A 25,552-nucleotide genomic window follows, 5' to 3' on the forward strand; every position below is an offset into this window, starting at 1 on the left:
AAAGGAAACCCCGGTGGGAGCGGCGTCAGCCGCTCCCACCGGGGCACCGGTGTGCTCACTTCCCCGGTTGTGGGGATGCGTGGGTGTCTCCGGCGGAACGGCCGTGGCCGTTCCGCCGGAGACGGTGGTTCCCTGTGGTGGCCGCTAGGCGGCTACCACCGGTAGCTCTCCGGCAGCAGTTCGACCGGGTCGACCCACTCTCCGTGGTCGAAGCCCGAGACGCCGTTCCGGTCGTTCACGCTCACGACACGTCCCGGGTCCCTGTGATACAGGGCCTCCCCCTCCTCAAAGGGAACGAAGTGCGAGAAGGGGTAGACGGCGAACGACGTGCCGCGGAACGCGAGCTTGCCGTGCTTGACGAGGACCTCGGTCCACGCCTGCACGGACTGCTCGATGGGCAGCTCCACGTAGTCGTTGACCGACATGACGGGTCCGGCGAGCATCCGTCGGAGAACCGCCACCACGTAGGAGGCCTGGCACAGCTCCTGAACCGTGTGGATCTCCGGATCGAGGTAGCTGCCCCTGGCCTTGACGAGGCTCCGGATTCCCGGATCCAGGATCAGTTCCCAGAGCTCGTCCCCGGAGTTCCGCAGCGTGTCCACGAGGATCTGGACGCCGGGGACACGCCCCGGCCTCGCCTCCGCGAGGATCCCGTCGAGCGGCGCGAGCTCGTCCCGGTAGGTGATCTCCGTCTGATCGGCCCGCTCGCCGAGGACCTCTCGAAGGAGCTCCTCGGTGCGGTGCCTCAGGAGACGGGATCGCCGGGTGACCTCCTCACGCCACCGGTCGTAGGCGCGGTCGGAGGTCAGCTCCTCCTTCAGTGCCGGCCACATGTACAGCCAGTAGCCCCTCCACGGCACATCCAGCGGGATCGTGTACCCGACGTTCTCCGGGGAGTGGACCACCGCGTTCCCGGCGAACGCCGCCGACAGGAGCGCGAGGTTCTCCTCGTAGAGAGAGAGCGACGGGGCGAACCCAGCCGAGGTGATGAACTCGGCCGTGCGCTCGGCCGCGCCGTGCGAGCCGAACTGGAAGGTGGACCGCCGGCCCTCCGGGTTGGTCGAGATCGTGGCCCGGTTGGAGCCGTTGCAGACACCCACGACGATGGACACGGTCTCCGGCCTGTCGGCCAGGACCTTGCCCGGTTCGCCGCTGATGAGCACGTGCTCGGAAGCCCGGCCGAGGTTGAACCCGACGTAGGCGCCCTGCACGTACCGAGAGCCATCAGATGAGCGCCGGAGCTCGTAGATGACGCTCTCGTCCACGACGGTGTCCGGTTCCGCCGACAGCCGAAGGCCCCTCACCAGGTCCTCGGCCTTACGGCGTGCCCGGCCCGTGGTCCTGCCCTTGCCGAAGTCCAGGTCCCCGAAGGCACCCTTCAACGGCCTGGGCGACCACAGCCAGTTCGGCGTGAGCCGGACGGGCTCCCGTCCCGTGAGCAGGACAGGGGTGATGCGGGACGAGTCAGGCCCTTCCGGGTCCGACTCGGTGGTCCAGCGGACGGGACCGCCGGAATCCGGGGTTGCGGTTGCCATGAGCAACACTCCTTTGGGTTGTGCTGCGCCCGGACCTGGTCCGGACGACGCGGCTCGGAAGCCACTCACGTGGTGAGCCACGCACAGTTGACTGTGTTGATCGGACACGGATCGGCAAGTGGAAACCGAGATGACGACCGTGTAACCGAGCTAACAAAAGATCGGTGACCTGGAGAGACGGGAAGAGGCGGGAACGGAGCAGTGCTCCGTTCCCGCCTCAGGGGGTCGCCGGCGGCCGTCAGACGGCCGCCGGCCCGCTTCAGGCGGAGAGGTCGCCCTTCCCGCCGCGGCCGCGCCGCCGTGCCGCCGCCGTCACGGCGGCCGCGCGGCACCGCAGCCAGGTGACCAGCCGGGCCGGCAGGTTGCCGCCGACCTCGAGCTGGTAGAAGCAGCCCGCCCCCGCCGTGGTGACGAGGATGGCGCCGATCACGTCCAGGCGGGTCGGGGAGTGCCCGAGCACCACCCAGTCCAGCGTCAGGGCCACCGTCGGCTCGAGGGCGGTCAGAACCGAGAACGTGGCGGCCTTCATGAGGCGCTGCCCGAAGATCAGGTTCTGCCCGACCTGGGCGACGAACCCCGTCAGGAGCCCGGACAGGAGGGTGAAGCCGACCACCCGCCAGGTGAGCCAGTCGGGGCCGGGCGTGATGCCCGGAACCGTCCGGCCGAGCGCGGCGAACGCGGTGATCACGATCGTCGACAGCGCGGTCAGCGCCGCCGTCGACCGCAGCATGGACTCGGCGATGGCGACGTCGACGCGGTCGCCGAGCATCTCCCCCAGCCGGTCGTAGGTGAGGAGGAAGTTGCCGTAGCACGCCGCCGCTCCGAGCGCCAGCAGGATGCCCCAGAGATCGGCGTGACCCTCCCAGGGGCGGGTCAAGAGCAGCATTCCGGGCGTCGCCAGGGGGAGCCACAGCAGACCCGACAGCCTGCGGGGGGTGCCGGTCGCCATCTTCCAGACCGCCACCGCCAGCGGCCCGGTCCACATGAGCGCGATGACGGTTCCGAGCGCCTCCAGCCGTTGCAGGGACAGCAGCGTGAGCGGGATCACGAAGGTGTTGCTGAACGCCATGCGGTTGATCAGCTTTTCCGCGTCGAGTTCCCGCAGCAGCCGCCGCCTGCCCCGGCGAAGGAGCGCGGCGCGCCTCGCCATGAGGATCAGGGGGATGGTGCCGAAGATCGCCGCCATGACGGCCGCCACCAGGGGCGAGGCGTCGTTGATGACGAGGCCGTTGACCGCGTCCCCGCCGATGAGGGCGTAGAACACGATCAAGGTGATCACGAGTCCCGCTCCCGGCATCCTGCCGAGGCGGCCGATGAAACTGGCCATAGGCCATCTCTCCTTTGTGCGCGTTCCGACCGAGCCGGGGCGCGTTTCGTGGTTCCGTGAACCCGATGCACGTCCTGACCTGGAAGGCCCGGACGCGCACCCGGTCGTGAGAACCGGTGACACGTCCCGAGCCTTCTCGGAACGGCGTGGCCGAGCCACGCAGTGACGACCGTGTCGAGCCCGTCATCGGCGGCAACTCCGGCAGGCGGGCCGGAGAAACGAAAACGGCGGGGAGGACGGCTCCTCTCCGTCCGGGCACACGAAAGTGCCCCGGTGGGGACGGCGCGAAGCCGCCCCCACCGGGGCACCGAGGTCGGGCTCACTCCAGTGCGGTCACCGCACGAAGTAGAGCTCGCGGAACAGACGGTCGGTCGGCAGGCAGTCGCCCTTGGACGAATCCTCGGGATCGAGGACGACCATCCGACTGGTGTTCCCCCGGAACCGGACGAAGGGGCCGCTCGGCCCCGGCGTCCCGCCGAGGATCTTGCCCAGGGGGCCGATCGCCACCATCCGAGCGGCGGCGCCCGGCTGGAGCCGCGCGAAGCGCTCGGCCAGGCCGATCATGCGGCACGCGGCGTTCGCTTCGTCGACCACGATGGCCAGGCCGTCCCTGCCGTAGGCCAGCAGGTTGACGACGTCGGCCGCGCGGACGAGCCTGGCGGGACCGTCCAGATGGCGTAGGACGAACTCCCAGAGCGGGTCCGTTTGGGACAACGCGCCGGAAAGCCCGAGCGCCGACGGCTTCTTACCCTGGGCGACGTCCGCTTCGAGCAGGTTCCCGACGTCGTGAAGCGCGTCGAAGGGGACCACCTGCACCCGGTGCAGGTGCTCGCCCAGCATCTCCTTGAGGGTGTCGGTGAACGATTTCCTCAAGCGACGGCGGTCGCGCCTCGTCTCTTCGAACCACGGGGTGCACAGTTCGGGTGAGGCGAGGTTCTGGTACAGCGCGGGGAGCAGTGGAAGCCAGTACTCCTCGGCGGGAACGCGGAACACGATGCGCACCGCGGGTCCGTCGCCGGGCAGGCAGCGAACCAGCTTCGCGACACTGCGCGCGAGGAGCCAGCCCGCGTCCTGTGTTCCCAGCTGAGCGCCTCCAGGCTCGAAGCGGATGGACTCGACGGGGTCGCTCATCGTCGCCAGGAACCGCCCAGAGGCCAGTGACTCCAGCGGGATCGTGGAGTTCACGGTCCGCGCCACCGGCCGGCGCCGGCCGCGCAGGCTGCCGGCGCCCACCAGGAGCGTGATGACCTCGGGTGCCGTTTCGAATGCGTGGTCGAGGTCGCCCCCGACACACCAGTGGTCCACGCCCCCGCCGTTGAGGTGTCCCGCGTAGGCGACGCGTTCCGAACCGCTCGCGGTGGGGCAGACGATGGCCTCGGGCCGGGAGAAGAACCCTTCCAGACCGAGACCGTCCGCAAGGATCTCCAGCCGGCTGCACGCCTCCAGCGCGGCGCCCCGAAGCGGCAGGCTGGGCCCGCCGACCTCGCGCCGCATGCCGGCGAGCTCGTCGCCCGCCTCCATCGCGAACGGCCTGAGGCCCTGGGGAACCTCCGGTACCTCCTGGCACCAGGGATCCGCGACGTAGCCCATGATCGGTTTCGACATGTGCCGTCCCACTTTCTTCTTTGTCGTCACTCGCCCGCACGCTTCGTGCGGACGGCCCGGTCCGAGGACCGGGCAATGATGACCGTGTCGTGCTCGACGCGTCCGGCAACGCCGTCGAAGCCGTCACTGGGAGTGGGAAGGCGATGCGGGATCCGCCTACACGGAACCGAACAGCTGCGTCCAGTAGGTGCCCGCGGTTCCGCCCCCCTGGAAGCCGACCCCTATATGGGTGAAGTCGGGCTTGAGGATGTTGGCGCGGTGCCCGGGGCTGTCCATCCAGCCCTGGACGACCTCGGCGGGGGAGCGCTGGCCGCACGCGATGTTCTCGCCGATGCCGAGGTGCGTGGAGCCCGCGGCGCGGGCGCGGTCCCAGGGCTGCGTCCCCTCCGGGGAGGTGTGGGAGTAGAAGCGGCGGACGGCCATGTCCTCGCTGTACGCCTGGGCGGCCGCGGTCAGCCGCGGATCGTCGGCGAGCGGCCGGAGGCCGTGGGCGGCGCGGTGGGCGTTGGTGAGCGAGACGACCTCGGCGGCGAAGCGCGACCGGCCGGCCGGGGAGAACGGCGTCGCCCACAGGATCGTCCAGTACAGGTCGCGGTCACGGCCCCTTCCGGCCGCGTGGCCGATGCCGACGTCGCGCAGCTCCCCGTTGCGGAGGGCGTTTACGTGCTGCCCGCCGTCCAGGTGGTACCGGGTGAACTCCTCCAGCGAGCGCGGACCGGACACGAACTGCTCGTCGATGGTCAGATAGACGTAGCCGTGCTGGGTGACCTGGTCGAAGACCGACCTGCCGTCCGGTCCGTCGGCGTCGAGCCGGCGCTGCGCGGCCATCACGGCGGCGTGCGCCTGCGCGGCCGCGGTGAGCCGCCCGTCCAGCGTGACGGGCAGCAGCCCGTTCCGGGCCCGCCGGGAGTCGACCTCGTGCGCGAACGACCTCAGATGCCCGACCGAGACCGGCGGCAGGGCGGGACGGGAGACGGCCGGCGGCGGGGGCGGCATGGCCGGAGGTGGTGGCGGCATGGCCGGAGGCGGGGGAGGGGCCTGGGCGCCGTCGTCGGTGACGTCGACGCCGAAGTCGCGGGCGAGCCCGGCCAGGCCGTCGGCGTACCCCTGGCCGATGGCGCGCAGCTTCCACTGGTCTCCGCGCCGGTAGATCTCCACGAGGAGCAGGACGGTCTCCGTCGCCGGGCGCGGCGGGCTGAACCGGGCCACCACCGCGCCGCCGCTCCCGACGGCCCGCAGCGCGGGGGCGGGCAGGCGGCTCAGCGGAGTCCCGGGATCGGCCGCGCTGATGACCACCGTGACCCGGCTGGCCCCGGCCCGCAGCCGCGCCGGATCCACCACGACGGCCCCGGCTCCCAGGCGGGCGCCCGGAGCGGAGGGCTGGTTGTAGAAGACGAAGTCGTGGTCGCCGCTCACCTTCCGGTCGTCCCCGGTGATCAGCGCGGACAGGTCGAACGGCCCCGGCACCTCGATCGAGATCGCACCGCCGGGCAGCGCCAGATTCCCCCCGGCCACCAGATCGCGCATCGCCTACCCCCGTCCGTGGCGCCGACCGAGCACCCGCTCTCGTCATGGACCGTACGAGAGCGCCCCGCGGCGGCAAGGGAAGCGGGAGGGCCTTCGACGGCCCGCACGCAGTGTGGCCCCTGGATCGCTCCAGGGGCCACGGGTGGGGTGGTCGTGCCGCAGTCAGCGACTACCGCACGGTGGTCACCGCGACGTCAGGGCGCACAGCCGCAGCAGCATCGAGAGCGTGCCCAGTGGGCCGCGCACGAGCAGGTCGGAGCGCGCCTTCACGGCGGTGTTGTCGGACGTTCCCACCTTGAGAGTGGGGACGCCCTGCGACCGGAGTCCGTCCAGGACGTCGAAGGCCGCCAGGTCCGGCTCGCTGTCGCCCGCGTAGAGAACCACGGAGGGCTCCCATGGGAGGGCGGCGACGAACCAGGCGAGGGCGTCCCTCTTGTTGGTCTCCGGGCCCAGCTCGATCACGTTGTGACCGGGCAGGCACACCAGGCCGGTCTTGGCGGCCAGGTGGGTGAGGCCGGCGACCAGGGCGGCCACCGTGGTGTCGTCCGTGCCGGCCGCGTAGTGGATGGCACGGAAGTGGGACTTCACGTCCTCGATGCTCGCGTCGGCCAGACCGGCCTTCGCGAACACCTCGGGCAGCATCGCGTCGACCACGTCCAGCGTGGCCGGGCGCTCGACCGGCAGGGTGAGCCGGCCGTGGTGCCACCACTCGCAGCCGAACTGACCGAGCACCTGGAGCCCCTCGCCGAGGAGACCGAAGCTCCGGACCTGCTCGACCGATCGTCCGGTGAGCATGCCCGTGACGCCGGTCTGCGCGATGAGCCTGTCGAGCACCGGGCGGTACCGGGGGTCGACGTTCGGCATGGTCGGGTACTTGACGATCTCCCACATCGTCCCGTCCCCGTCCAGCATGATGACGGCCCGCCCGGGGTTCCGCGAGAAGGCCTCCCAGGCCTTCTCGCCATCCCTCGTGCGGAACGTGAGCACGTGGCTTTCTTCGTGCATGGGGGGTGTAGCTCCTTTTGCTTTGGTTTGTGGCGCCCTCGTTTTGCGCGCCACCCGTGAGACCTGTTCCCGGCTGAGCCGGGGGTCTCGCTCAAGACCGTCCCTGACCTGGGAAGGGGCGCAACTCTTCGCACGACTGACCGGGCGGTCAGGCACGGGGCCGCGCTCGGACGCCCGGCGGGCGGCTCCGGTTCCGGTCCGCGAGGAGACGCCGGGTTGCCGTCGAGGCGTGTTCCAGGACGGTCAACTGTGCCGACTCATCAGTCGGGCTCGCCGGCCCTCAGGGCAGGCGAGACACAACGACCGCCCGGTATCGCGCCGGGCGGAACGCAATGAAAGGAGGTTGGTGACGCATGTCATCGACCGCAACCAGCCCCCAGTCGGCTGAGGCCGGCGGGAGGGCGCGAGGCCCGGTTCAGATGAACCTGGCCTTCCTCTGCCAGGCGATCGGTATCGGCGCCATCACCGCGATGGCGGCGCTCCAGGGCAGCTTCTGGATCGTCGTCCCCGGCACGTTGATGCTGCTGCTGATCGTGCGGCCGCGCGGGCTGAGGTCCGGGTGGAACAAGGTCCAGAAGCGCGCGATCTGGCGGATCACCGGCGGCAACCTGGGTGTGAACCTCGGGTGGCCGTTCGCCGGTCAGCTGATCGGTATCGGGGCGGCCAGCGCCATCATGGCGGTCGGCCCGGTGAGCGTGGGGCTCCTCGACGACATCAGGGCGCGCTTCTGGAAGCCGATCTGGCTGCGAGGCGGTGTCCTGCTGGGCATCGTCTTCGTGACGGAGCCGTGGAACGGCGCACAGTTCTCCATCTGGGGCGTGCTGGGCGCCGCGTGCGCGGCCTGGCACTTCTGGAACATCCCGAAGTGCCTGAGCGCCTTCGGCGACGACGACGCCAAGAAGGACCGGGGCATGCTCCTGTCCAACCTGCTCGCCATGCCGGTCATCGCCCTCGTGGCGATCGTGGTGTCCGCCTTCGCGGGCTGGAGCTGGGTGGCCGGTGACGTGACCGTCGGGTCCGTCGCGGCGACCATCGGCAAGGGCTTCTTCGCGGCGCTGTTCGTGATGGTGGTTCCCATCCTCCTGATCAACCGCGCCGCCAAGCACATGAAGCCGAGCACGCAGGGCGTCATGTTCGCGTTCAGCCCGATCGTGAGCGGGATCGTCGGGTTCATCGGTGCCCACTTCGGGCTGATCTCCGGGAACCAGGCCATCTCGCTCGTGAACGCGGTCGGCATCCTCATGGTCTCCGGCTTCGCCTACTGGGTGATCCGGGTCCGGGAGGGCGCCAAGGCGGTCGCCGGCGACGGCACTGTCCGCGTGGACGACGGCCACGAGCAGCCGCAGGCTCCGCTCGTCGAGCCGAAGAACCCGTGGGTGCGCCCCGCGGGCGGGCACGTCACGGAGCCGGACTGGGTCACCGCCCAGCGGGTCCCCGCCGACGGTGAGCTCCTCGTGACCCACGCGGGCACGGTGAAGATCACCACGGAGAACGGAGTGGGAGTCGCTCGGTTCCCCGACGGATGCCGTCTCGCCTACCGGAAGGGCGACCTCTCGGTCGAGATGGGGTCCGTCGACGGCGGAACGTTCACCCCCGGGAGCTTCACCGGCGCCCAGGGGCACGGCGTCTCCGACATCTCCGTCGTCATCGGCGGGGTCCCGGTGCGGTTCTCGGGTCCCGTGGGGGTCGACATCGACCTCACGGCCGGCACCGTCGAGTTGGACCAGAGGGGTACCGTCCGACTCGGTTGCGTCACCGCCGCCGAGTAGGACAGCTGTTCCAGATTTCCGGCCTTAACCGGCACCGCGTGTAGGCGGATGCGAGGTGAGGGCCGGCCAACCCTCGCTCTCGCGTTCGGCGAAACGTGGTGTCGGCCTCGGCAGACGCCGCGGTCAGCCGAGTGTGGAGCGAGGGCCGGCCAACCCTCCTCCGCACTTCGGTGAACCGCAGCGTCGGCCTCGGCAGGCGTCACGGCGAGTCGGGTGCGAGGTGAGGGTCGGCCACCCTCCCTCGCATCCGGCGAAACTGTGGCGTCCGCCTGGCGGGCACCTCGGTGCAGTCGGATGAGAGGAGGGTCGGCCAACCCTCCGTCGAATCCGACGAACCGTACGTGTCCGAGCCGAGTACGGCACGGAATCTCATGCGAGGGTCGGCGGCTGGCCGCCTCCGACCTCAGCATCGAGCGGGAGGGAGCGCCACTCCCCTCCGCTTCTCGATGGTCGTCCGGGGGCAACCCCGGACGGCCATCACCTCTACGGCCGGTCTCCCCAGACCGGCCGTTCTCCTTTTCCGGAGCCGGTTCGCCGGGTCGTGACCAAAACGGCGGGAGCCTCCGGGGAGTTCTTCCGGAAGTCTCCCGCCGTTTCTGCGCGCCCTCGCCGGCGGTTCACGACGCCGCCGCTTTCGAGGGAGAGCGCGCGCCATTGCAGCTTAGTTCCGGAAATGGCGTCACGAGCGTTTCGTAAGAGCCTGTTCACCCCGCGTCAACCTCCAGGCCTCCGCAGCTGAGTCGGCATGCCCGAAGATCGTTGAGCACGACCCGGCTCCACGGAGTCGTATCCGTTCTTCGGTGCGACAAAGGGAGCCGGGTCACGACCGGTTCTCTTTGTGTGCACCTCACACGAGGAGTTCTCGGAAATGACAAACAAGAAATCTGAAAACAGGCGTTACCCCTGGCTCGGGGTGGCGCTCGGAGGCGCGGACCGGCTCAGCTCCGCGTCCGGCAAGGCCCTCCTGGACGAGAGGCTGATCGGCGCGAACGGTCTGCAGATGCACCAGGCGACGGCGCTGGAGGCGACCTTCGGCGGGCTCCTGCTCCTGCTCCGCCTCTTCTTCTGGAAGATCTCGGGGAAGGGCGGAGACGATAGGCCGGCCACCGAGATGCCGGCGCGGTCGCGGCGGGTCCTGTCCCTCATGACGCTCGGAGTGATCGGCGGCGACAAGGCGCTGCTGTTCGCGGCGCTGCTGTTCATCCCCTTCAGCGTCACCGGAGGGATCTACTACACCGTCCCGCTCATCATCCCCGTCATCGCGGGGTTCAGGAGCGGGAGAAGGGGGCGCGCCGCTCTCCTCACGCTCTTCGCGGGGGCCGCAGCGGTCGGCGTGGGCCTGCTCGTCCAGCAGGACGGGCCGGCCACGGGGAGCAGCTACCCGCTCGGCGTGATCTGCGCCCTCGGCGCGGGCGGCCTGCGGACCCTGTACCTTCCCGTCACCGACCGCCTCATCAAGGGCGCGGGCCGGTACTACACGGAGAAGGTGATCGCCTGGTCGACGCTGTCCGTCGGCGTGCTCGCCGGCGGCATCGTCATGCTCACCGGGGGCCTCGCCTTCCTGAACTGGCAGCTCGTCCTCTGGGCGATGGTGGTGGGTCTGCTGAACAACACCCTGCCCCGCATCATCCAGATGCCGGCGAGGGAGCTCGCGGGCGACGCCGTGTACTCGGTGTTCCTCACCGCGAGTCCGCTGATCGCCACGCTCGTCGGCCTGGCCTTCCTCGACACGCGGCTGATCCCGATCCAGTGGGCCGGGGTCGTCGTCATCACGGTGGCCGCGGCAGCGGTCGCCCAGATGAGCTTCAGCCTCAGGGACCGGAACCACGCACCGCTCATCGAGCTGTCGTCGGCCACCCCCGAGGCCATCCTGCAGCACGCTCTGGAGGAGCGCGCCAAGATCCTGGAGACGCTCGAAAGGCTGACCCAGGAGTACGGGGCCTGCGAGTAGGCCGTCCTCCAGGCCGAACGCACGGTCGCCGAAGCCCGGCTCGCCAAGGCTCGCGCCGACGCGAAGAAGGCGCGGACCGCGGCGGCGAAGACCCGGACCGAGGCGGAAAGGGCCGCGGCCCAGGCGGAGTCCGCCGCAGCTCAGCGGGACGCCGCCGAGGCCGCGATCAGGACGGCCGAGGAGGAGGTCCGTCTCGCTCAGGAGAAGGCCCCCACCACGCCGTCGTCCTAGCCGGCGGCAGACGCGTCCCCTGCCCGACCGGGGGACGCATACCGCCCCACAAGCGGAACAGGGGTGCGGAGACCACTGTCTCCGCATTCTGAACACGTCCGGGGCCGGGCCGGCCAACCCGCGCCCCCGAACCGTGAAGTCCATCCAGCGCGACGCCGGCCAGCGCCGCGCTTCCGACCCGACGGCGGGAGGACCAGTCCTCCCGCCGTCCCTTTTCTTTCACACGTCGGCGCCGGTCCGGGTGTCGTCGGTCTTGACCGGGACGGCCTCGTGGCAGGCGACGCTGTGCCCGTCGGTGAGCGGCAGCAGCCGCGGGTCCTCGGTGGCGCACCGGTCGACCGCGATCGGGCAGCGGTGCCGGAACGGGCAGCCCTCGGCGGCGGCCAGCGCGTCCGAGGCGCCGGCGGCCCGGTGCGTCGCGCCCAGCCGGGGGACCGCGTCGCGCAGCGCGGCGGTGTAGGGGTGGGCCGGGGTCCCGAGCACCGTGCCGATGGGGCCGGACTCCACGATCCGCCCGGCGAACAGGACGTGCACGGTGTCGCAGAGCCGGTCGACGATGGCCAGGTTGTGGGTGATCAGCAGGTAGCTCAGCCCGTGCTCGTCCCGCAGCCCCGCCAGCAGGTCCAGCACGTGGGCCTGCACGGTGACGTCGAGGGCGCTGGTCGGCTCGTCCAGGACGAGCAGCCGCGGGTCGACCGCCAGCGCCCGCGCGATGACCACGCGCTGCCGCTGCCCGCCGGACAGCTGGTGGGGCCGGCGCCCGGCGAGGGAAGGATCGAGGCCGACGTCGGTGAGCAGCTCCGTCACCGACGGGAGGTCCCCGTCCTTCCCCGCGGGCTCGCCGCCGGCGCGGCGCCGCCGGATCCGCAGCGCCTCGGAGATCGAGGCGCCGATGCGCATCCGGGGGTCGAGGGCCTCGCTGCCGTCCTGGAACACCGGCTGGACCTCGGACCGGTAGAGCGCCCGCCCCGCCCGGTCCAGCCGGGTGATGTCGCGGTCGCGGAACAGCACCCGGCCCTGCTCGGGCTTGACCAGGCCGAGCAGCGCCCGCGCGATGGTGGTCTTGCCGGATCCGCTCTCCCCGATGACGGCGACCCCGCCGGAGCCCTCCGGCACCGTGAGGGAGACGCCGCGGACCACCGGGGTCCGGTCGTAGCTGACGGTGAGGTCGTCCGCGCTGAGCATGGTCACTCCCCGATCGCGGGGACTGCGTCGAGCAGTTCCCGGGTGTAGGCGGCGGAGGGGCTGTGCAGGACGTCGGAGGCCGGTCCCGCCTCGACCACGTGGCCCTGCCGCATGACGACGACGTGGTCGGCGATGCCGGACACGACGGCCAGGTCGTGCGAGACGAAGACCAGGGCGATGCCGTGCTCGTCGCGCAACCGGGCCAGCAGGTCCAGGACGGCGGCCTGCACGGTGACGTCCAGTGCGCTGGTGGGCTCGTCGGCGAGGATGACGTCGGCGCGCAGGGCCACGGCCATCGCGATGGCGAAGCGCTGCGCCTGGCCGCCGGAGACCTGGTGCGGGTAGCGGCGCAGCAGCCCCGGGTCGAGCAGGACGCTGCGCAGCGCCTCCTCGGTCCGCTCGCGGGCCTCGGCGCCGCGCAGGCCGTGCCGGGCGAGCACCCTCTTGAGCAGTGCCCCGAGCCGCATCGTGGGGTTGAGGGACGCCTGCGGGCTCTGGCTGACCAGGGCGATCACCGAGCCGCGCATCTTCGACAGCGTGCGCTCGTCCGCCGTCACGACGTCGGTGCCGTTGACGACGATCCTCCCGCTGACCCGCAGCCCGTCCGTCAGCCCGAGCATCGCGTTCAGCGCGGTCGTCTTGCCCGATCCGCTCTCGCCGACGATCGCGGCGCACTCGCCGGGGCCGACGCTCAGCTCGTCGAGCGAGGCCAGCAGCAGGTCGCCGGCCCGCACCCGCAGGTTCTCCGCAGTGAGCACCGGTTTCATCGGGTGACCTCCCGCCGGGGGTCGAGGGCGGCTCGCATGCCCTCGCCGAGCACGTTGAAGCAGAACGCCGTGATCACGATGGCCAGACCGGGGAAGGCGACCACCCACCAGTTCGTGGTGAACAGGCTCTGCCCCTGCTGGACCATCAGCCCCCATTCCGCGGTGGGCTCCTGCGGCCCGAGGCCGAGGAAGGACAGCGCCGCGGCGGTGAGGATGACCCCGCCCGCGTCCAGGGACAACTGGACCAGGACGGGGGTCAGCGAGTTGGGCAGGACGTGCCGCAGCACGATCCGCGTCCGGGACCCGCCGAGGCAGCGGGCCGCGTCGATGAAGCCGCGCGACCTGATGGAGGTCGCGGCGACCGCGCTCATCCGGGCGTACCAGGGCCACCAGGAGGCGGTGATGGCGATGATCGCCCCCTGCGTCCCCGGGTGCAGCACGAGCGCCAGCGCCACCGACAGCAGCAGCGCCGGGAAGGCCAGGAACACGTCGGTGATCCGCATGATCACGTCCCGGACGATCCCGCCCGCGTAGCCGGCGACGACGCCGAGCAGCACGCCGATCACGGCGGACAGCGCGAGCACGGAGACGGCGATCGTCAGCGAGGTGCGCGCCCCGTAGAGCACCCGGGTGAGCATGTCGCGGCCGACCCCGTCCGTCCCGAACCAGTGTTCGGCGCCGGGCGCCCGCAGCGCCTCGGCCGGGTGGGTCGCGTCGGTGCCGTCGCCCGGGTAGGGCGCCAGCAGCGGGGCCGCGAGCGCCGCGAGGACGATCAGCGCGAGGACCACGGCGCCGACGGCGGCCAGCCGGTCGGTGCGGGCCGCCCGCAGCACCCGGTGCACGGGCCGGTCCCGCAGGGGCGCGGCGGGGGCGGTGTCGAGAGCGGTCATCTGATCCTCACCCGCGGGTCGATGGCGGCCTGCGCGAGGTCCACCAGCAGGTTGACGATGACGTAGGTGAACGCGATCGCGATGGTGACGCCCGCGATGGCGGGGGCGTCGGACGAGCGGATCGAGTCGGCGGCGTACCGGCCGAGCCCCGGCCAGTTGAAGATGGCCTCGACCAGGAAGGCGTTCACCAGCGAGAAGGCGAACACGAGCGCCAGCAGCGCCAGCACCGGGCTGAGCGCCGGACGCAGCGAGAACCGCGTCAGCACCTGCCACCGGGTGAAGCCGAGGGCCCGTTCCAGCCGCGCGTGGTTCTGCGTGGACTCCTCGATGAGCGCGGCGCGCGTCATCTGGGCGACCACGCCGGTCGGGTAGGCCGCGATCGCGGCCGCGGGCAGCACCAGGTGCGCCAGCGTGCTGCCGAGGATCGGCCAGTTCCCGGTGATCAGCGCGTCCACCGCCGTGATGTTGGTGTACAGGTGCAGCGGGCTGGTGCCGTCCAGCCTGGGGTCGTACTCGCCGGCGACGGGGAGCCAGCCCAGCTTGGTGGCGAAGACGTTCTGCGCGAAGAGCGCCAGCAGGAAGACCGGCACCGACACGCCCGCCATCGAGGTGATCCGGATGGACCCGTCGGCCGGCTTGCCCCGGAACCGGGCGGCGAGCACCCCGAGCGGGATGCCCACCAGCACCGCGATGATCACCCCGGTGCCGACCAGTTCCAGCGAGGCGGGGAAGGCGGTGGAGATGTCACCGAGCACGTCCTGGCGGGTGTGCAGGCTGATTCCCCAGTCGCCCCGGACCAGCGAGGTGAGGTAGTCCCAGAGCTGGACGGGCAGCGTGTCGTCCAGGCCGAGTTCCGCGCGGGTCCGGGCGAGCTCGGCGGCGGAGGCCCGGGGCCCGGCGTAGGTCACCGCCGGGTCCCCGGGGACCAGCCGCATCACCACGAAGGTGAGCACCACGACACCGGCGACGACGAACGCGGCCTGTGCCAGGCGTCGAAGCAGGTAGCGGGTCATGTCACGCGGCCGGGCTGAGCTCGTGGGCGAACACGACGTTCGGATACGCCGGGTCGTCGGTGTAGCCGTCGACGTCCGCCGAGTACGCCCGCTGGTACTGCTGGACGAACAGCGGCGCGGCGACGGCCTGGTCGACCAGGAGCTTGCGCTGGAGCGACGCGTACGACGCCTCCGCCGCGGACCGGTTCGTGGCGGTCAGCTCCGGCAGCTTGTCGATCTCACCGTCGACGGCGGAGTCGTCGAGGTAGGTGAGGTTGAAGTTGACCGGGTCGGCCGAGCGGAACAGGTTCAGGAACCAGCTGTAGGCGTCCGGGTAGTCCGGGTACCAGTACATGACGAAGACATCCTGGCGCTTCGCCGCGTCCTTGCTCTTGGCACGGTCCCACTGGGCGTCCCACTGCATCGGCTTCGCCTGGAGCTTGACGTTCAGGCCCTTGAGCGCGGAGCTGAGCAGCGTCACGAACTTCTGCTGGTCGTCGTCGCCCTGCGCGTAGGTGAGGTCGAGCGTCAGCGACTTCTTGCCCGGACCGTACCCGGCCTCGTTCAGCAGCCGCGTCGCCGCCGCGGTGTCCTGGCGTCCGGCCAGACCAGGCGTGGCGCCGGTGAGCCCGGTCGGGACGACGCCGCTGGCGGCGGTCCCCGAGCCCTTGAGCGTCGACACGAGGCCGTTGTAGTCGATCGCCGCCTGGACCGCCTTGCGGAGCTTGACGTCCTTCAGCGGGCCGGCCTCGGTGTTGAAGAACGCCATGAGGTTCTGGAACGAGGGCACCGAGGCGGTCTTGAGGCTCTTCATCCCCTTCGCCTGGGCGAACAGCTGCGGGTTCAGCCGGTGCACGTAGCTGACGTCACCGGCCTGCAACTGCTGCCACGCGGTGGTGACCTGCGGGGTGTTGCGGAACTCGACGCTGGTGTAGTGCGAGCCCTTCCAGCCGCCCCAGTAGTCCTTGAACTGGCCCAGCCGGACCTCGGCCTCCTGCCCCTTGTTCCAGGAGGCGACGGTGTACGGGCCGCTGCCCGTGTCGTGGCCCTTCGCGACGTAGTCCTTCAGGTCGCCGCCGCCGGGAGCCTTCGTGTCGTAGATGTAGGAGGCGTAGCCGGAGGAGGAGACCAGGTCGAGCGGCGCCGCGTACTTCAGCTCGAACACCAGCGTCTGCGGGTCCGGCGTCTCGATCGTCTTCACCGGTTCCCAGATGTAGGCCGCGCCGCCCTTCATCTTCATCGTCCGCTCGATCGCGGCCTTGGCGACGCTGGAGGTCAGCGCGGTGCCGGTGTGGAACTTCACGCCCTCCCGCAGGGTGAACGTCCACTTCTTGCCGCCGTCGGACGAGGCCCACTTGGTCGCCAGCCGCGGCTCGACCTTCTTGGACTCGGTGTTGTACCGCGTCAGCGACTCGTAGACGTTCTGCATCGCGATGATCTCGTTGGAGTACGAGGTCGCGGGATCCCAGTCGGTGACGACGTTGAGGTTGAACGAGTAGACGAACGCGCTGGACGTGGAGGCCGTCTTGCGGACGGCTCCGCCCGAGCAGCCGGTGACGGTCACGGCGACAGCCGCCGCGAGCGCCAGTGATCTTATGCGCCAGGTCATGACGGGATCTCCTTGCAGGGGGACCGGACAGGGGGGAGTGGGGGCCGGGCTAGAGGTTGCCGAGCGGGCCGGCGGCCTTCACCCGCAGCCGCAGCGCGGGTTCGGGCAGGTAACTCATCGGTACTTCGGTGATCTCCACGACCTCCACTCCGGCCGGATCGGCTCCGGCCTGCACGGCCCGGCGGCCGGCGACGCCGGACGCCTCGGCGATGGCCTCCCTGCGGCCCTCGCCTGCCGGGATGATGGTCTCGATGGTCCCGCTGACCATGGCGATCGCCGCGCCGACGGCGTTGGCGATGTCCCCGTGCGCGGGGCGGATCACCTCGGCGACGCCGGCCAGGGCGTCGGGGATCAGGAACGACCCGCCGCCCACCGCGACCAGCGGCTGGTCGGTCTTGCCGAGGGTCATCCGGTCGACGGCGTCGGCCAGCATCTGGTCGGCGGTCTCCACCGCCGAGCCGAGCGCGCCGCGCAGCCGCTCGGGGATCGGCGAGCCGGCCGGCGCGCCCCGGCCGACCAGCGCGCCCGCGTCGGTCATGGTGGGGGTGTCGCCGCCGAAGGTCAGCGCCTTCTCGGTGATCCGGTAGCCGACCGACTGCGGCCCGACCGACCCGTCCGGCCCGATGACGGTGCCGCCGCCGAGCGCGAGCGCGAGGATGTCGGGCATCCGGAAGTTGGTCCGCACCCCGCCGATCTCGACGCCCGCGGACGACTCCCGGGGGAAGCCGGCGTACAGCACGCCGAAGTCGGTCGACGTGCCGCCCACGTCCGCGATGATCGCGTCGGTGAGGCCGGACAGGAACGCGGCGCCCCGGATGGAGTTGGCCGGGCCCGATCCGATCGTCAGCACCGGGTACCGGACGGCGTAGTCGATGGCCATCAGCGTGCCGTCGTTCTGCGCGAAGTAGGTGGTGACGTCCAGGCCGCGCTCGGCCAGCGTGTGCTGGAGCCCGTCCCAGACGGCGCTGATGACCCGGTAGAGGGCGGCGTTGAGGATCGTGGCGTTCTCGCGCTCCAGCAGCCCGAGCGTGCCGATCTCATGGCTCATCGAGATGGGCACCGCGTCGCCGAGCTCGTCCCGGGCGATCTCCGCCGCCTCCAGCTCCTGGTCGGCGAAGGCGGGGCTGAACACGCTCGTCAGCGCGATCGCGTCGGCCTCCTCGGCGACGTCGGCGAGCACGGCGCGCAGCGCGCCGGGGTCGAGCTTGGAGATCGGCCGGCCGTCGACGTAGTGGCCGCCGGGGAGCACGGCGGTGCGCGCGGTGATCGCCGCCGACAGGTCGGCCGGCCAGGACTGCGCCGGGGGGACCGAGGTGGTCGCCGGCCCGCCGAGCCGGATCGCGGCCACCTTGCCGAGCCCGCGCCGCTCCAGGATCGCGTTGGTGGCGTGCGTGGTGCCGAGCATGACCCGGCCCACCCGCCGGACGTCGTCGCCGAGCTGGTCCAGCACCGCGGTCAGCGCCGCGTGCAGGCCCGAGGTGACGTCGGCGCTGGTCGCCTGCTTCGTCCTGGCCAGGACCTCGCCCTTGGCGCTGAGGACGACCGCGTCGGTGTTGGTGCCGCCGACGTCGACACCGATGCGCAGGTCGCGGGCGACGGTGCCGCCGGACGTACGGTCAGCCATGGTTGAGCTCCTCCACGGGCGTGTAGTCGATGTCGTAGCCGAACGCCCGCGGACCGGCCGTGGCGAGACCGCGCTCGGTCCGCCAGATCGGGTCGCAGGGCCAGGACAGCACCGCCACCCGCTGTCCGTAGCGCAGCGACTCGGTGGAGATGGCGCCGGCGGTCTGCGCGTCCACCACGGTGATCAGGTCGGGGACGCAGGCGCGCGGCCGGCCGTCCTCCAGCGCGATCAGGTTCTCGTTCTGGATCTCCACGCGGAGCAGCCGGCCGCGGTCCTCGCCGGTGCCGTCGATGACCAGGCTGCCGCGCACGAACCCGCCGCCGGTCCGCCGCTCGACGTCGATCACCTTTCCGGTGATCAGCACGCTGGCGTCCAGCGTCGCGCACAGGGCGCCGAGCGGGTCGGCGCCGTCCTTCATCGCGTGGCCGATCGCCAGGGCCTTGGTCACCGTCCCCTCGATGACCGCGCCCCGCGCCTGCGCGCCGGTCAGCACGTAGTCGGCCATCAGCGCCGACGCCCCGCTGGCGACGCAGACCGCGCGGGAGATGCGCTCGGACCACAGCCCGTCGATCGGGCGCACCGTGGTGACGTTGCCCTGCACGTCGGCCAGGACGACGAGGTTCACCGGCCGTCCCGCCACGTACATCGAGACCATCTGGACCTCGGGGAACGCCCGTCCCATCCCGTCGGCGTCGACGAGCGGCAGGCCGAGCCGCGCCGCCCAGCCGACCGGCCCGACGCCGTTGGAGCCGCCGATCTCGCAGGCCATCACCGCGGCCACCGGGCGGCCGAGGGTCCGCTCGACCTCGTCCCGGATCAGCAGCGGCTCCTCGCCGCTCATCAGCATCTCGTGGGCGACGGTGGGCGCTCCGATCCCCGACAGCGGAAGGACGAGGCTGTCGTCGGGCACCTCCGACAGCGGGATCAGCGGCACCTCGCCGTACTCGTCGATCGCCCGGACCGCGGTCAGCGTGCCCGTCTCGACGTCCCCGCCGCCCCCGGTGCCCAGGATCGCGCAGCCGCGGGCGAGCGCCGGAACGTCGTCGAGCGTCACGCGACCGGTCCTCGAAGGTGTCATCTGCATGCTGGAAGAATGGTCCCACCTTCTGACCTGGCGGAAGGGTGGGGGGCACAAGGTTCCGCGAGGATTTGTGCCAATGGCACAATACGAGCGTGTCCTTTGTCTCGGACCTGGTCGGGACCGGTTCCCGCATCCCCCTCACCCTGCTCGCCGGCCCGGCCGACGCCGTGCCGCTCACCTCCGTGACCGCGGTCGAGGCCCTGGCGCGGCTCCAGCGGGCCCCGGAGGGGGCGCTGGTCGTCGTGACGGGGCGGTCGGCCGCGCGGGCCGCCGGATACGAGCTCGACATCGCCGTCCGGACCGCCGCCGAGCGCGGCGTGCCCGCGCTGGTCCTCATCGGCTGCGGATCGCTGCCGATCACCGCGGCCCGGCTGGCCGACCGGGCCAGGCTGGCCGTGCTGTCGGCCGAGGAGGACTGCGACGTCGCCGAGGTCGTGCTCTACCTCGGCCAGGTCATCCGCGGCGACGCCGCCGACTCGCTCGCCCGCGCGCAGGCGGCGCTGCGCATCGTCCGCGAGGCCGGCGAGCCCACCGGGTCCGCCGAGGGCGACCGCGTCGCCGTGCTGCTCGAACGCGTCGGGGCGGTGCTCGGCCGGACCCTGGTGACCACCGACGGGACGGTGGGCCCGGCCGGCGCCGAGCCGATCTGGGTGGCGGGCCGCCGTCAGGGCGGCGTGACGGGACCGCCCGACGACGCCGTGCGGCTGGTGCTGCCCGCCGTGGCCGCCGCGATCGGCCGGCTGCGGCAGCACGCGCTGGAGCGGGCGACCGCGCCCGGCCAGACCCGGTCCGACATCCTCACCGAGCTGATCGTCAGCGAGCGCGCCCAGGCGGGGGCGCTGGCCGACCGGGCCCGCCTGCTCGGCCTCGCCGTGGACGACCTGCACACCGTCATCTGGATGACCCCGGACCGGCCGCCCGGCCCCGACCCGGCCGAGCTCGCGGAACGGCGGCGGCTGTTCGACACCCTCACCCTGCGCACCCACCAGGCCCAGTTGCCGTCCGGCGAGTCGTGGAATCTCGCCCGCCTCGCCGCCGACATCGTGCTGGTCGGCACCGCCCGGGCCGAGATCCGCCCGCCGCGCGCCCTGCGGCTGATCGAGGCCGTGCGCGCGGCCGTGGTCGAGGAGCATCCCGGCACGGTGCTGCGCTTCGGGATCGGGACGCCGCAGCGGGGGGTGGAGGGCCTGCGCCAGTCGGCCACGGAGGCCCGCGCCGCGGCGGCCATCGCCGTCCGCTCCGGCGAACTCGTCCACGCCTTCGACGCCGCGGGCATCAACCGGGTGCTCGCCCAGATCGCCGCCTCGCCGCTCAGCCGCCGGGTGGTCGACGACCTGCTGCGCCCGCTCGACGCGCTCGGCCCCGGGCGGTCGGCCGAGGCCATCGCGACGCTGGGCGCCTACCTCGACGCGCGCGGCTCGCTGAAGGCCGCCGCGTCCCGGCTGGCGCTGCACCCCAACGCCGTCAACTACCGGATCAGGAAGATCGTCGAGAGGCTCGGCGCCGACCTGTCCGACCCCGACACCGCGTTCGCCCTGCACCTGGCCTGCCGCGTCCGCCTCCGCGACTGACCCGGGCCGCCCCAGCGCGGAAAGAAAGAACCGCCCTCGCCCCGGAAACCCGGGACGAGAGCGGCCTGTTAATCAATCATCGCGGCCTGGAAGCCGCGTGGATCAGTTCTTCTTCTCTTCGGCCTGGACGACACCGTCCCGCTTGACGATGTCGCTGTCCTCGTTCTCGCCGATCTTGCCTTCGACGACTTCTTCCTTGGCCATATCAGTAACCCCGTTCTGATTTGCAATCAACTGTGAACAAAATGACGGGTCGTGAGGACCCGCATAGTGGATTGTACGGAGCCCGGCCGAGTCGGCAACCCGCCTCATCGAAACCGGGCGAATGTGTCCGGTTTGTGGAGAAAGGGAAGAACCGGCCTCCACCCCCGTGGGGGTGAAGGCCGGTCCATGGCTCCGGCGCGGCTCCCGATCAGGAGCGGCGGTGGCTGTCGGCTCGGATGCCGGCCGGCGGGCCCGCGATCAGATCTGGGCCCACACGACCTTGCCGTACGGTGAGGCGGCCTCGCAGCCGTAGTGGGGGGCGTAGCCCCGGATGAACGTCAGCCCCCGGCGGGCGGACGACCACTGGAAGTCGCGCGGGTCGCCCTGGTCGTAGACGGCGACGCGCACGTAGGTCCTGTCGGGCAGGTCGACGGTGCCGACCTCCAGGCGCACGTGGCGCGGCAGCGGACCGTCGCCCACGCTGGCGAGGTCCACGCCCGTCGTGTGCTGGTAGGCGTTGAGCAGGAGCTCGTACGCGAACTGCTCCGCCCTCTGCGCGACCTCGTACGGGAGGTTCAGCTCCGCCAGCACGTGGCGCGTCAGGACGGCCGCGCGGTCGGGCCGGGTCTGTTCCAGCGCGAGCAAGAGCTTCCGGTAGTGAGGGAATCTCTCGTCGTTGTGGATCTCGTACATGAGATGCCTTTCTGAAGTGTTGTTTGCATGACCGCGGGTTCTGAGGCCCCGCGGTAAGGACCGTCCGCGTGCGCTGGCGGTGAGCAAGGTGGTCGCCGCCACGGTGGTGGGGCGTTGCGGCCGTTCGTGACGGCCGAACGGTAGTTCGTGGGTGCCCTAGGGGCGCCCACGGCCTGTTGGAAAAACAAGAGGGAGACGAGCATGACGGTCGGAGTACCGGAGCAGCGGGACGGCTCGGCGCCGGATCGGGCGGAACTGGCCCGGGCGCTCGGGGTCCCGCATGATGACCCGCTGCTGGAGCAGGCGCTCACGCACCGCTCCTACGCGTATGAGAACGACTGCCTGTCCTGCGGAAGGCTGGCCTTCCTGGGGAAGGCGGCTCTGCAGGTGGTCATCACCGACCTGCTGTTCCGCCGCTACCCGGAGGCCGCGGAGGGTCCGCTGAGCAAGTTGCGGGGCGCCCTGCTCGCCGGTCCGGCGCTGGCCGGAGCGGCTCGCTCGCTCGGCGTCGGGGCCCACCTCCGGCTGGGGCGCGGCGAGCAGGCAGGCGGTGGAAGGGACAAGGACTCCATCCTGGCCGAAACGCTGACGGCGCTGATCGGTGTGGTTCACCAGCGGAACCGCATGGACGGGGTCTCCGTGCTGGCGCACCGGTTGTTCGGCGACCTCGTCGGACGGATGGCGCTGCTGGACCCCGGACTGGACTGGAAGAGCGAGCTCCAGGCCCTCGCGGCTCGTGAGGGGCTGGGGGAGCCCCGGTACCGCTCCGAGCGGAGCGGAGCCGATCACAACGCGCACTTCAGGGTCTGGGTCCGGGTCGGGAAGGTCGAGTACGGCCCGAGCGAAGGCAGCAGGATCAAAGAGGCCGAGAAGCAGGCCGCGGAGATCGCGTGGCACGCGATCACCGGTTGACCGGACGACGCGCTGCCCCCCGTGGTGACGAACTTCGCGGGGCGGCTCGATCCACCTGCCTCCGTGTGAGGCCCTGACCGGAGACGGCCCCCTCGCGGGGCCGTCTTCTTTCCGTCCTGCCGGTCTCCCGAGGTGAGGGGAACCGGTTGCGCCTTCCGGTGGTCTCCGGACGGGTCCTCAGTGTGTTCTACCGACGGAGTACCGGGCTGGGCTGCATCGGGCTGATAGCCCGCATCGTGCTCCTCGTGATGATGGGCATCGTGTTGATCATCTGCGTGGCCAACCGTTCCTGGCTGCAGGCGAAGGCCGTCAACGCGATCTACGAGGACCGGCCCAAGATCCACGCGGGCAAGTACTTCGAGCCCGGTGCGACCGCGGTGGAGGACGGCGTGCGGCAGGAGGCCGTGCTGATCGACGAGAAGCCGTACGTCCGCGTGAAGTCGCCGCCGGACGAATGGCGCGAGAAGCACAAGGGCGCCAAGTGCAAGAACCGCGTGTGCACGGCTCCCGCGACCCGCGAGTCCTTCACCGGCGGCGGCGCGATCGACATCGGCAGCGTGCTCGCCGGGCTGCTGCTGCTCTATTTCGTCTGGCTGCTGATCAACGGCGACGACGACTACGACGACCGCTACCACCCGCGTTACGACCGCCGCTATCACCGCCGCTGACCACGGCGCGGACGGGCGCCTCGTCCGGGCGGTTAGAGTGCCGGGGGCTGTGCAGACGCCGGATCGGGGCGAGGGGCGATGGTCGCGTTCGTGTTGGTGCCCGTCGGGTTCGCGGTCGGCGTGCTCGCGGCGCCGCTGGCGGCGCCCTACGTGGGAAAGGTCCCGCGCCGCCGCCGTGTCCTGATGGGGCTGGTCACGGCCGCCCTCTTCGGCGTGCTCGGATGGCGGGCCGGGACGGACGCCGTCCTGCCCGCGCTGCTGTACCTGGCGGCCGTGGGCGCGCTCCTGGGCTTCATCGACGTCGGCGTCAGGCGGCTGCCCGACCGGTTCACCCTCCCCTCCTACGGCGCCGCGGCGGCACTGCTCGCCGCCGCCGCGCCGTTCACCCAGGACGGGCCGCGGCGGTTCGGGCACGCGCTCATCGGCATGGCCGCACTGCTCGCGCTGTACTTCGCGCAGGTACTGCTGGTCCCGTCCGGCATCGGGCTGGGAGACGTCAAACTGTCCGGCGTCCTCGGCCTCTACCTCGGCTGGTTCGGACAGGACACCTGGATCACCGGCCTGCTGGCCACCTACCTGCTCGGCGGCCTCGCCGCCCTCGCCATCATGATCGCCCGCCGCTCCCGCAAGGGCGAGTTCCCCTTCGGCCCCTCCATGCTCGCCGGGACGCTCGCGGCGATCCTGTCCGCCGTCGGCTGAGGGTCAGCCGCACAGGTCGCGGCCGGCCTTCACGCCTCCGCCGATCTTGTTGATGGCGGGCGGCGCGAGGCGCACCCCGTTCGACCCGATGACGAGCCGGACGCCGTCCCGCGGACCGGCGGGGTCGGAGGTGAGCATCGCGTCCGGGACGTCCCGCGCGAGCGCCGACGCCTGCGCCTCCGCGGCCGGCGCGTAGACGAGGCGGGTCTCCGGTGCCGCGCCGGCCTTCTCGACCTTCTTCGCGACCGTGAACCCGCGCCGCCGGAGCTGGTTCACGACCTGCTTCACCCGCGCGTCCCGGGCGCCCGCGTCGACCACGGTGACGTGCACCTTGCCGGGCGAAGGCGGCGCGGGCCGCGGCCGGGCGGGCTTCGCCGGCTCCGCGGGCAGCTCGTCGTCATGCTGGACCGCCTCGAACAGCGGCTTGGCGAGCTCCTCGTTCCACTGGACGCGGTTCGGGTCCGGCGCGTACCCCTCCACGGGGACGGTGACGAACCGCACCTGGCCCGCGCTCATCCCCTGGAGCCCGTCCGCCAGTTTCCGCATCCCCGCCAGGTCCAGGTCGTCGTCGGTCGTCATCGACTTGGTCGCGGCCTTGAGGAACTTGTACGTCTTCGCCGGATCCGTGAGGACGGACCCGCTGGTGGCCTTGTCGACGACAGCCGCCATGAACTTCTGCTGCCGTTCGATGCGCTCCAGGTCGGAACCGTCACCGAGCGAGTAGCGCGCGCGCACGTAGCCGAGCGCGTCGTCGCCCTTGACGGTCTGCTTCCCGGCCTTCAGAAAGAGCTCGGCCCTCGGGTCCCTGACGGGCTTGTCGACGCAGATCTCGACGCCGCCCAGGGCGTCCACCATCCGCTTGAACCCGGCGAAGTCCACCTGAACGAAATGGTCGATGTGGATGCCGGTGAGCGACTCCAGCGTCTTCCATGTGCACGTGGGCCCCGCATACGCGAAGGCCGCGTTCAGCATCCCGAACTGGGCCGGGACGGTGCCGCCCTTCTCCTTCTTGCAGGCCGGCATCTTCACCATCGAGTCGCGCGGGAAGCTGATCCCGATCGCCTGGTCCCGGTTCGGCGAGAGATGCAGCAGGATCGTGGTGTCGGACCGCGCCCCGGCCATGCCCGGCACCGCGTACTCCGAGTTCTCGCCCTCCCGCGTGTCGGACCCGATCAGCAGGATGTTGAGCGACTTGTTCAGCTTCCTCGGCCGGTTCGCGCCGAGCTCGTCGCTGACGTGCTTCTGCTCGATCCCGCCGACGAGGTCGTGGTAGAGCCATGCCGCGCCGCCCCCCGCGGCCAGCAGCACCGCGACCGCGCCGACCGCGGCCCACCGCAGTCCCCTCCGCCGCCCGCCGCCCCGCCGGGTCCCGGTGGCGGCGTCGTCCCCGGCGCCCTCACCGTCGCCGGACGCGGGATCGTCGGACGCGGGGTCGCCGGTCTCAGCCGTGTCCTTTCCGGCCGTGCCGTCCTCGGCCGCCGTGCCGCCGGCCGTCTCCGGGTCCGCCGCCGGCCGGCGGTCGGCCCCGTCCTCCGCGAGGTCGTCGCGGCTCGGGTCTTTGTCGCTCATCGCTCCCGTTTCGGGGCGGGCCCTGGTGAGGGCACGTGGTCTGCGTGATCGGTCAGTCTAGGGAGGCGGCGGTGCGGGGGAGCCTGTAGCTCCTTGTGTTAGATGCGCAGAACACCCGTTCTGTTGACAGGGGCACGG

The 25,552-nt window shown here is 71.5% G+C and carries 20 protein-coding genes; 6 read left to right on the forward strand and 14 right to left on the reverse strand.

The window, feature by feature from the left end; translation table 11 throughout:
* Positions 1 to 152 precede the first annotated feature (152 nt).
* The 5 genes from BKA00_RS35470 to BKA00_RS35490 all read right to left on the reverse strand — a co-directional run bounded on the left by BKA00_RS35470 (position 153) and on the right by BKA00_RS35490 (position 6,999).
* Positions 153 to 1,535, reverse strand: a complete 1,383-nt coding sequence (locus BKA00_RS35470; RefSeq protein WP_185032538.1) for a hypothetical protein — start codon at positions 1,533 to 1,535, stop codon at positions 153 to 155.
* 259 nt (positions 1,536 to 1,794) lie between these two features.
* Positions 1,795 to 2,862, reverse strand: a complete 1,068-nt coding sequence (locus BKA00_RS35475; protein WP_185032540.1) for an EamA family transporter — start codon at positions 2,860 to 2,862, stop codon at positions 1,795 to 1,797.
* Between the two features lie 333 nt (positions 2,863 to 3,195).
* Entirely contained in the window at positions 3,196 to 4,467 is a 1,272-nt protein-coding gene (locus tag BKA00_RS35480; protein ID WP_185032542.1) for a hypothetical protein, read from the reverse strand.
* 156 nt (positions 4,468 to 4,623) lie between these two features.
* A complete protein-coding gene (locus BKA00_RS35485; RefSeq protein WP_185032544.1) occupies positions 4,624 to 5,994 on the reverse strand; it encodes a CAP domain-containing protein in 1,371 nt (456 codons plus the stop codon).
* Between the two features lie 183 nt (positions 5,995 to 6,177).
* Positions 6,178 to 6,999, reverse strand: coding sequence for a trehalose-phosphatase (locus BKA00_RS35490; RefSeq protein ID WP_185032546.1), 822 nt, complete (start codon positions 6,997 to 6,999; stop codon positions 6,178 to 6,180).
* A gap of 419 nt (positions 7,000 to 7,418) precedes the next feature.
* Between BKA00_RS35490 and BKA00_RS35495 the strand changes: the two genes are divergently transcribed.
* Together BKA00_RS35495 and BKA00_RS35500 are read left to right on the forward strand one after the other, a co-directional pair.
* Positions 7,419 to 8,768, forward strand: coding sequence for a DMT family transporter (locus tag BKA00_RS35495; RefSeq protein WP_185032548.1), 1,350 nt, complete (start codon positions 7,419 to 7,421; stop codon positions 8,766 to 8,768).
* A 913-nt stretch (positions 8,769 to 9,681) separates the two neighbouring features.
* Entirely contained in the window at positions 9,682 to 10,719 is a 1,038-nt protein-coding gene (locus tag BKA00_RS35500; protein WP_185032550.1) for a DMT family transporter, read from the forward strand.
* 450 nt (positions 10,720 to 11,169) lie between these two features.
* On the opposite strand, the gene BKA00_RS35505 is transcribed toward BKA00_RS35500, so the two are convergent.
* Genes BKA00_RS35505 through BKA00_RS35535 form a run of 7 tightly spaced genes read right to left on the reverse strand, consistent with a single transcriptional unit; the run spans position 11,170 to position 19,071 of the window.
* Positions 11,170 to 12,135 carry an ABC transporter ATP-binding protein gene (locus BKA00_RS35505; RefSeq protein ID WP_221493427.1) on the reverse strand — a complete coding sequence of 322 codons (966 nt, stop codon included), beginning with the start codon at positions 12,133 to 12,135 and terminating at the stop codon, positions 11,170 to 11,172.
* Positions 12,136 to 12,137: 2 nt separating this feature from the next.
* On the reverse strand, positions 12,138 to 12,902 hold the full coding sequence (locus tag BKA00_RS35510) for an ABC transporter ATP-binding protein (RefSeq protein WP_185032554.1): 765 nt from the start codon (positions 12,900 to 12,902) through the stop codon (positions 12,138 to 12,140).
* Complete coding sequence (locus BKA00_RS35515; RefSeq protein ID WP_185032556.1) at positions 12,899 to 13,792, reverse strand: ABC transporter permease; 894 nt, start codon at positions 13,790 to 13,792, stop codon at positions 12,899 to 12,901. The genes BKA00_RS35510 and BKA00_RS35515 overlap by 4 nt, the downstream gene beginning before the upstream one ends.
* Positions 13,789 to 14,805 (reverse strand): ABC transporter permease, encoded by a 1,017-nt coding sequence (locus tag BKA00_RS35520; protein WP_185032558.1) that lies wholly within the window; start codon positions 14,803 to 14,805, stop codon positions 13,789 to 13,791. The genes BKA00_RS35515 and BKA00_RS35520 overlap by 4 nt, the downstream gene beginning before the upstream one ends.
* A 1-nt stretch (position 14,806) precedes the next feature.
* A complete protein-coding gene (locus BKA00_RS35525; RefSeq protein ID WP_185032560.1) occupies positions 14,807 to 16,393 on the reverse strand; it encodes an ABC transporter substrate-binding protein in 1,587 nt (528 codons plus the stop codon).
* A 49-nt stretch (positions 16,394 to 16,442) separates the two neighbouring features.
* Positions 16,443 to 18,017 (reverse strand): hydantoinase/oxoprolinase N-terminal domain-containing protein, encoded by a 1,575-nt coding sequence (locus BKA00_RS35530; protein ID WP_185032562.1) that lies wholly within the window; start codon positions 18,015 to 18,017, stop codon positions 16,443 to 16,445.
* Complete coding sequence (locus BKA00_RS35535) at positions 18,010 to 19,071, reverse strand: DUF917 domain-containing protein (protein ID WP_230298966.1); 1,062 nt, start codon at positions 19,069 to 19,071, stop codon at positions 18,010 to 18,012. Before BKA00_RS35535 ends, BKA00_RS35530 begins: the two co-directional genes overlap by 8 nt.
* Positions 19,072 to 19,190: 119 nt before the next feature.
* On the opposite strand from BKA00_RS35535, the gene BKA00_RS35540 reads away from it, so the two are divergent.
* Entirely contained in the window at positions 19,191 to 20,669 is a 1,479-nt protein-coding gene (locus BKA00_RS35540; RefSeq protein WP_185032564.1) for a PucR family transcriptional regulator, read from the forward strand.
* A 462-nt stretch (positions 20,670 to 21,131) separates the two neighbouring features.
* Here the strand turns inward: BKA00_RS35540 and BKA00_RS35545 are convergent, their stop codons facing one another.
* On the reverse strand, positions 21,132 to 21,566 hold the full coding sequence (locus tag BKA00_RS35545; protein ID WP_185032566.1) for an ATP-binding protein: 435 nt from the start codon (positions 21,564 to 21,566) through the stop codon (positions 21,132 to 21,134).
* Between the two features lie 201 nt (positions 21,567 to 21,767).
* Between BKA00_RS35545 and BKA00_RS35550 the strand changes: the two genes are divergently transcribed.
* The 3 genes from BKA00_RS35550 to BKA00_RS35560 all read left to right on the forward strand — a co-directional run bounded on the left by BKA00_RS35550 (position 21,768) and on the right by BKA00_RS35560 (position 23,845).
* Positions 21,768 to 22,478 (forward strand): ribonuclease III family protein, encoded by a 711-nt coding sequence (locus BKA00_RS35550; protein WP_185032568.1) that lies wholly within the window; start codon positions 21,768 to 21,770, stop codon positions 22,476 to 22,478.
* Positions 22,479 to 22,660: 182 nt separating this feature from the next.
* Entirely contained in the window at positions 22,661 to 23,146 is a 486-nt protein-coding gene (locus tag BKA00_RS35555; protein WP_185032570.1) for a hypothetical protein, read from the forward strand.
* 90 nt (positions 23,147 to 23,236) lie between these two features.
* A complete protein-coding gene (locus BKA00_RS35560) occupies positions 23,237 to 23,845 on the forward strand; it encodes a prepilin peptidase (protein WP_185032572.1) in 609 nt (202 codons plus the stop codon).
* A 3-nt stretch (positions 23,846 to 23,848) separates the two neighbouring features.
* Here the strand turns inward: BKA00_RS35560 and BKA00_RS35565 are convergent, their stop codons facing one another.
* Positions 23,849 to 25,414, reverse strand: a complete 1,566-nt coding sequence (locus BKA00_RS35565) for an LCP family protein (RefSeq protein WP_185032574.1) — start codon at positions 25,412 to 25,414, stop codon at positions 23,849 to 23,851.
* Positions 25,415 to 25,552: the final 138 nt, after the last annotated feature.

This window comes from Actinomadura coerulea (assembly GCF_014208105.1).
In the GTDB taxonomy this organism is placed as follows: domain Bacteria; phylum Actinomycetota; class Actinomycetes; order Streptosporangiales; family Streptosporangiaceae; genus Spirillospora; species Spirillospora coerulea.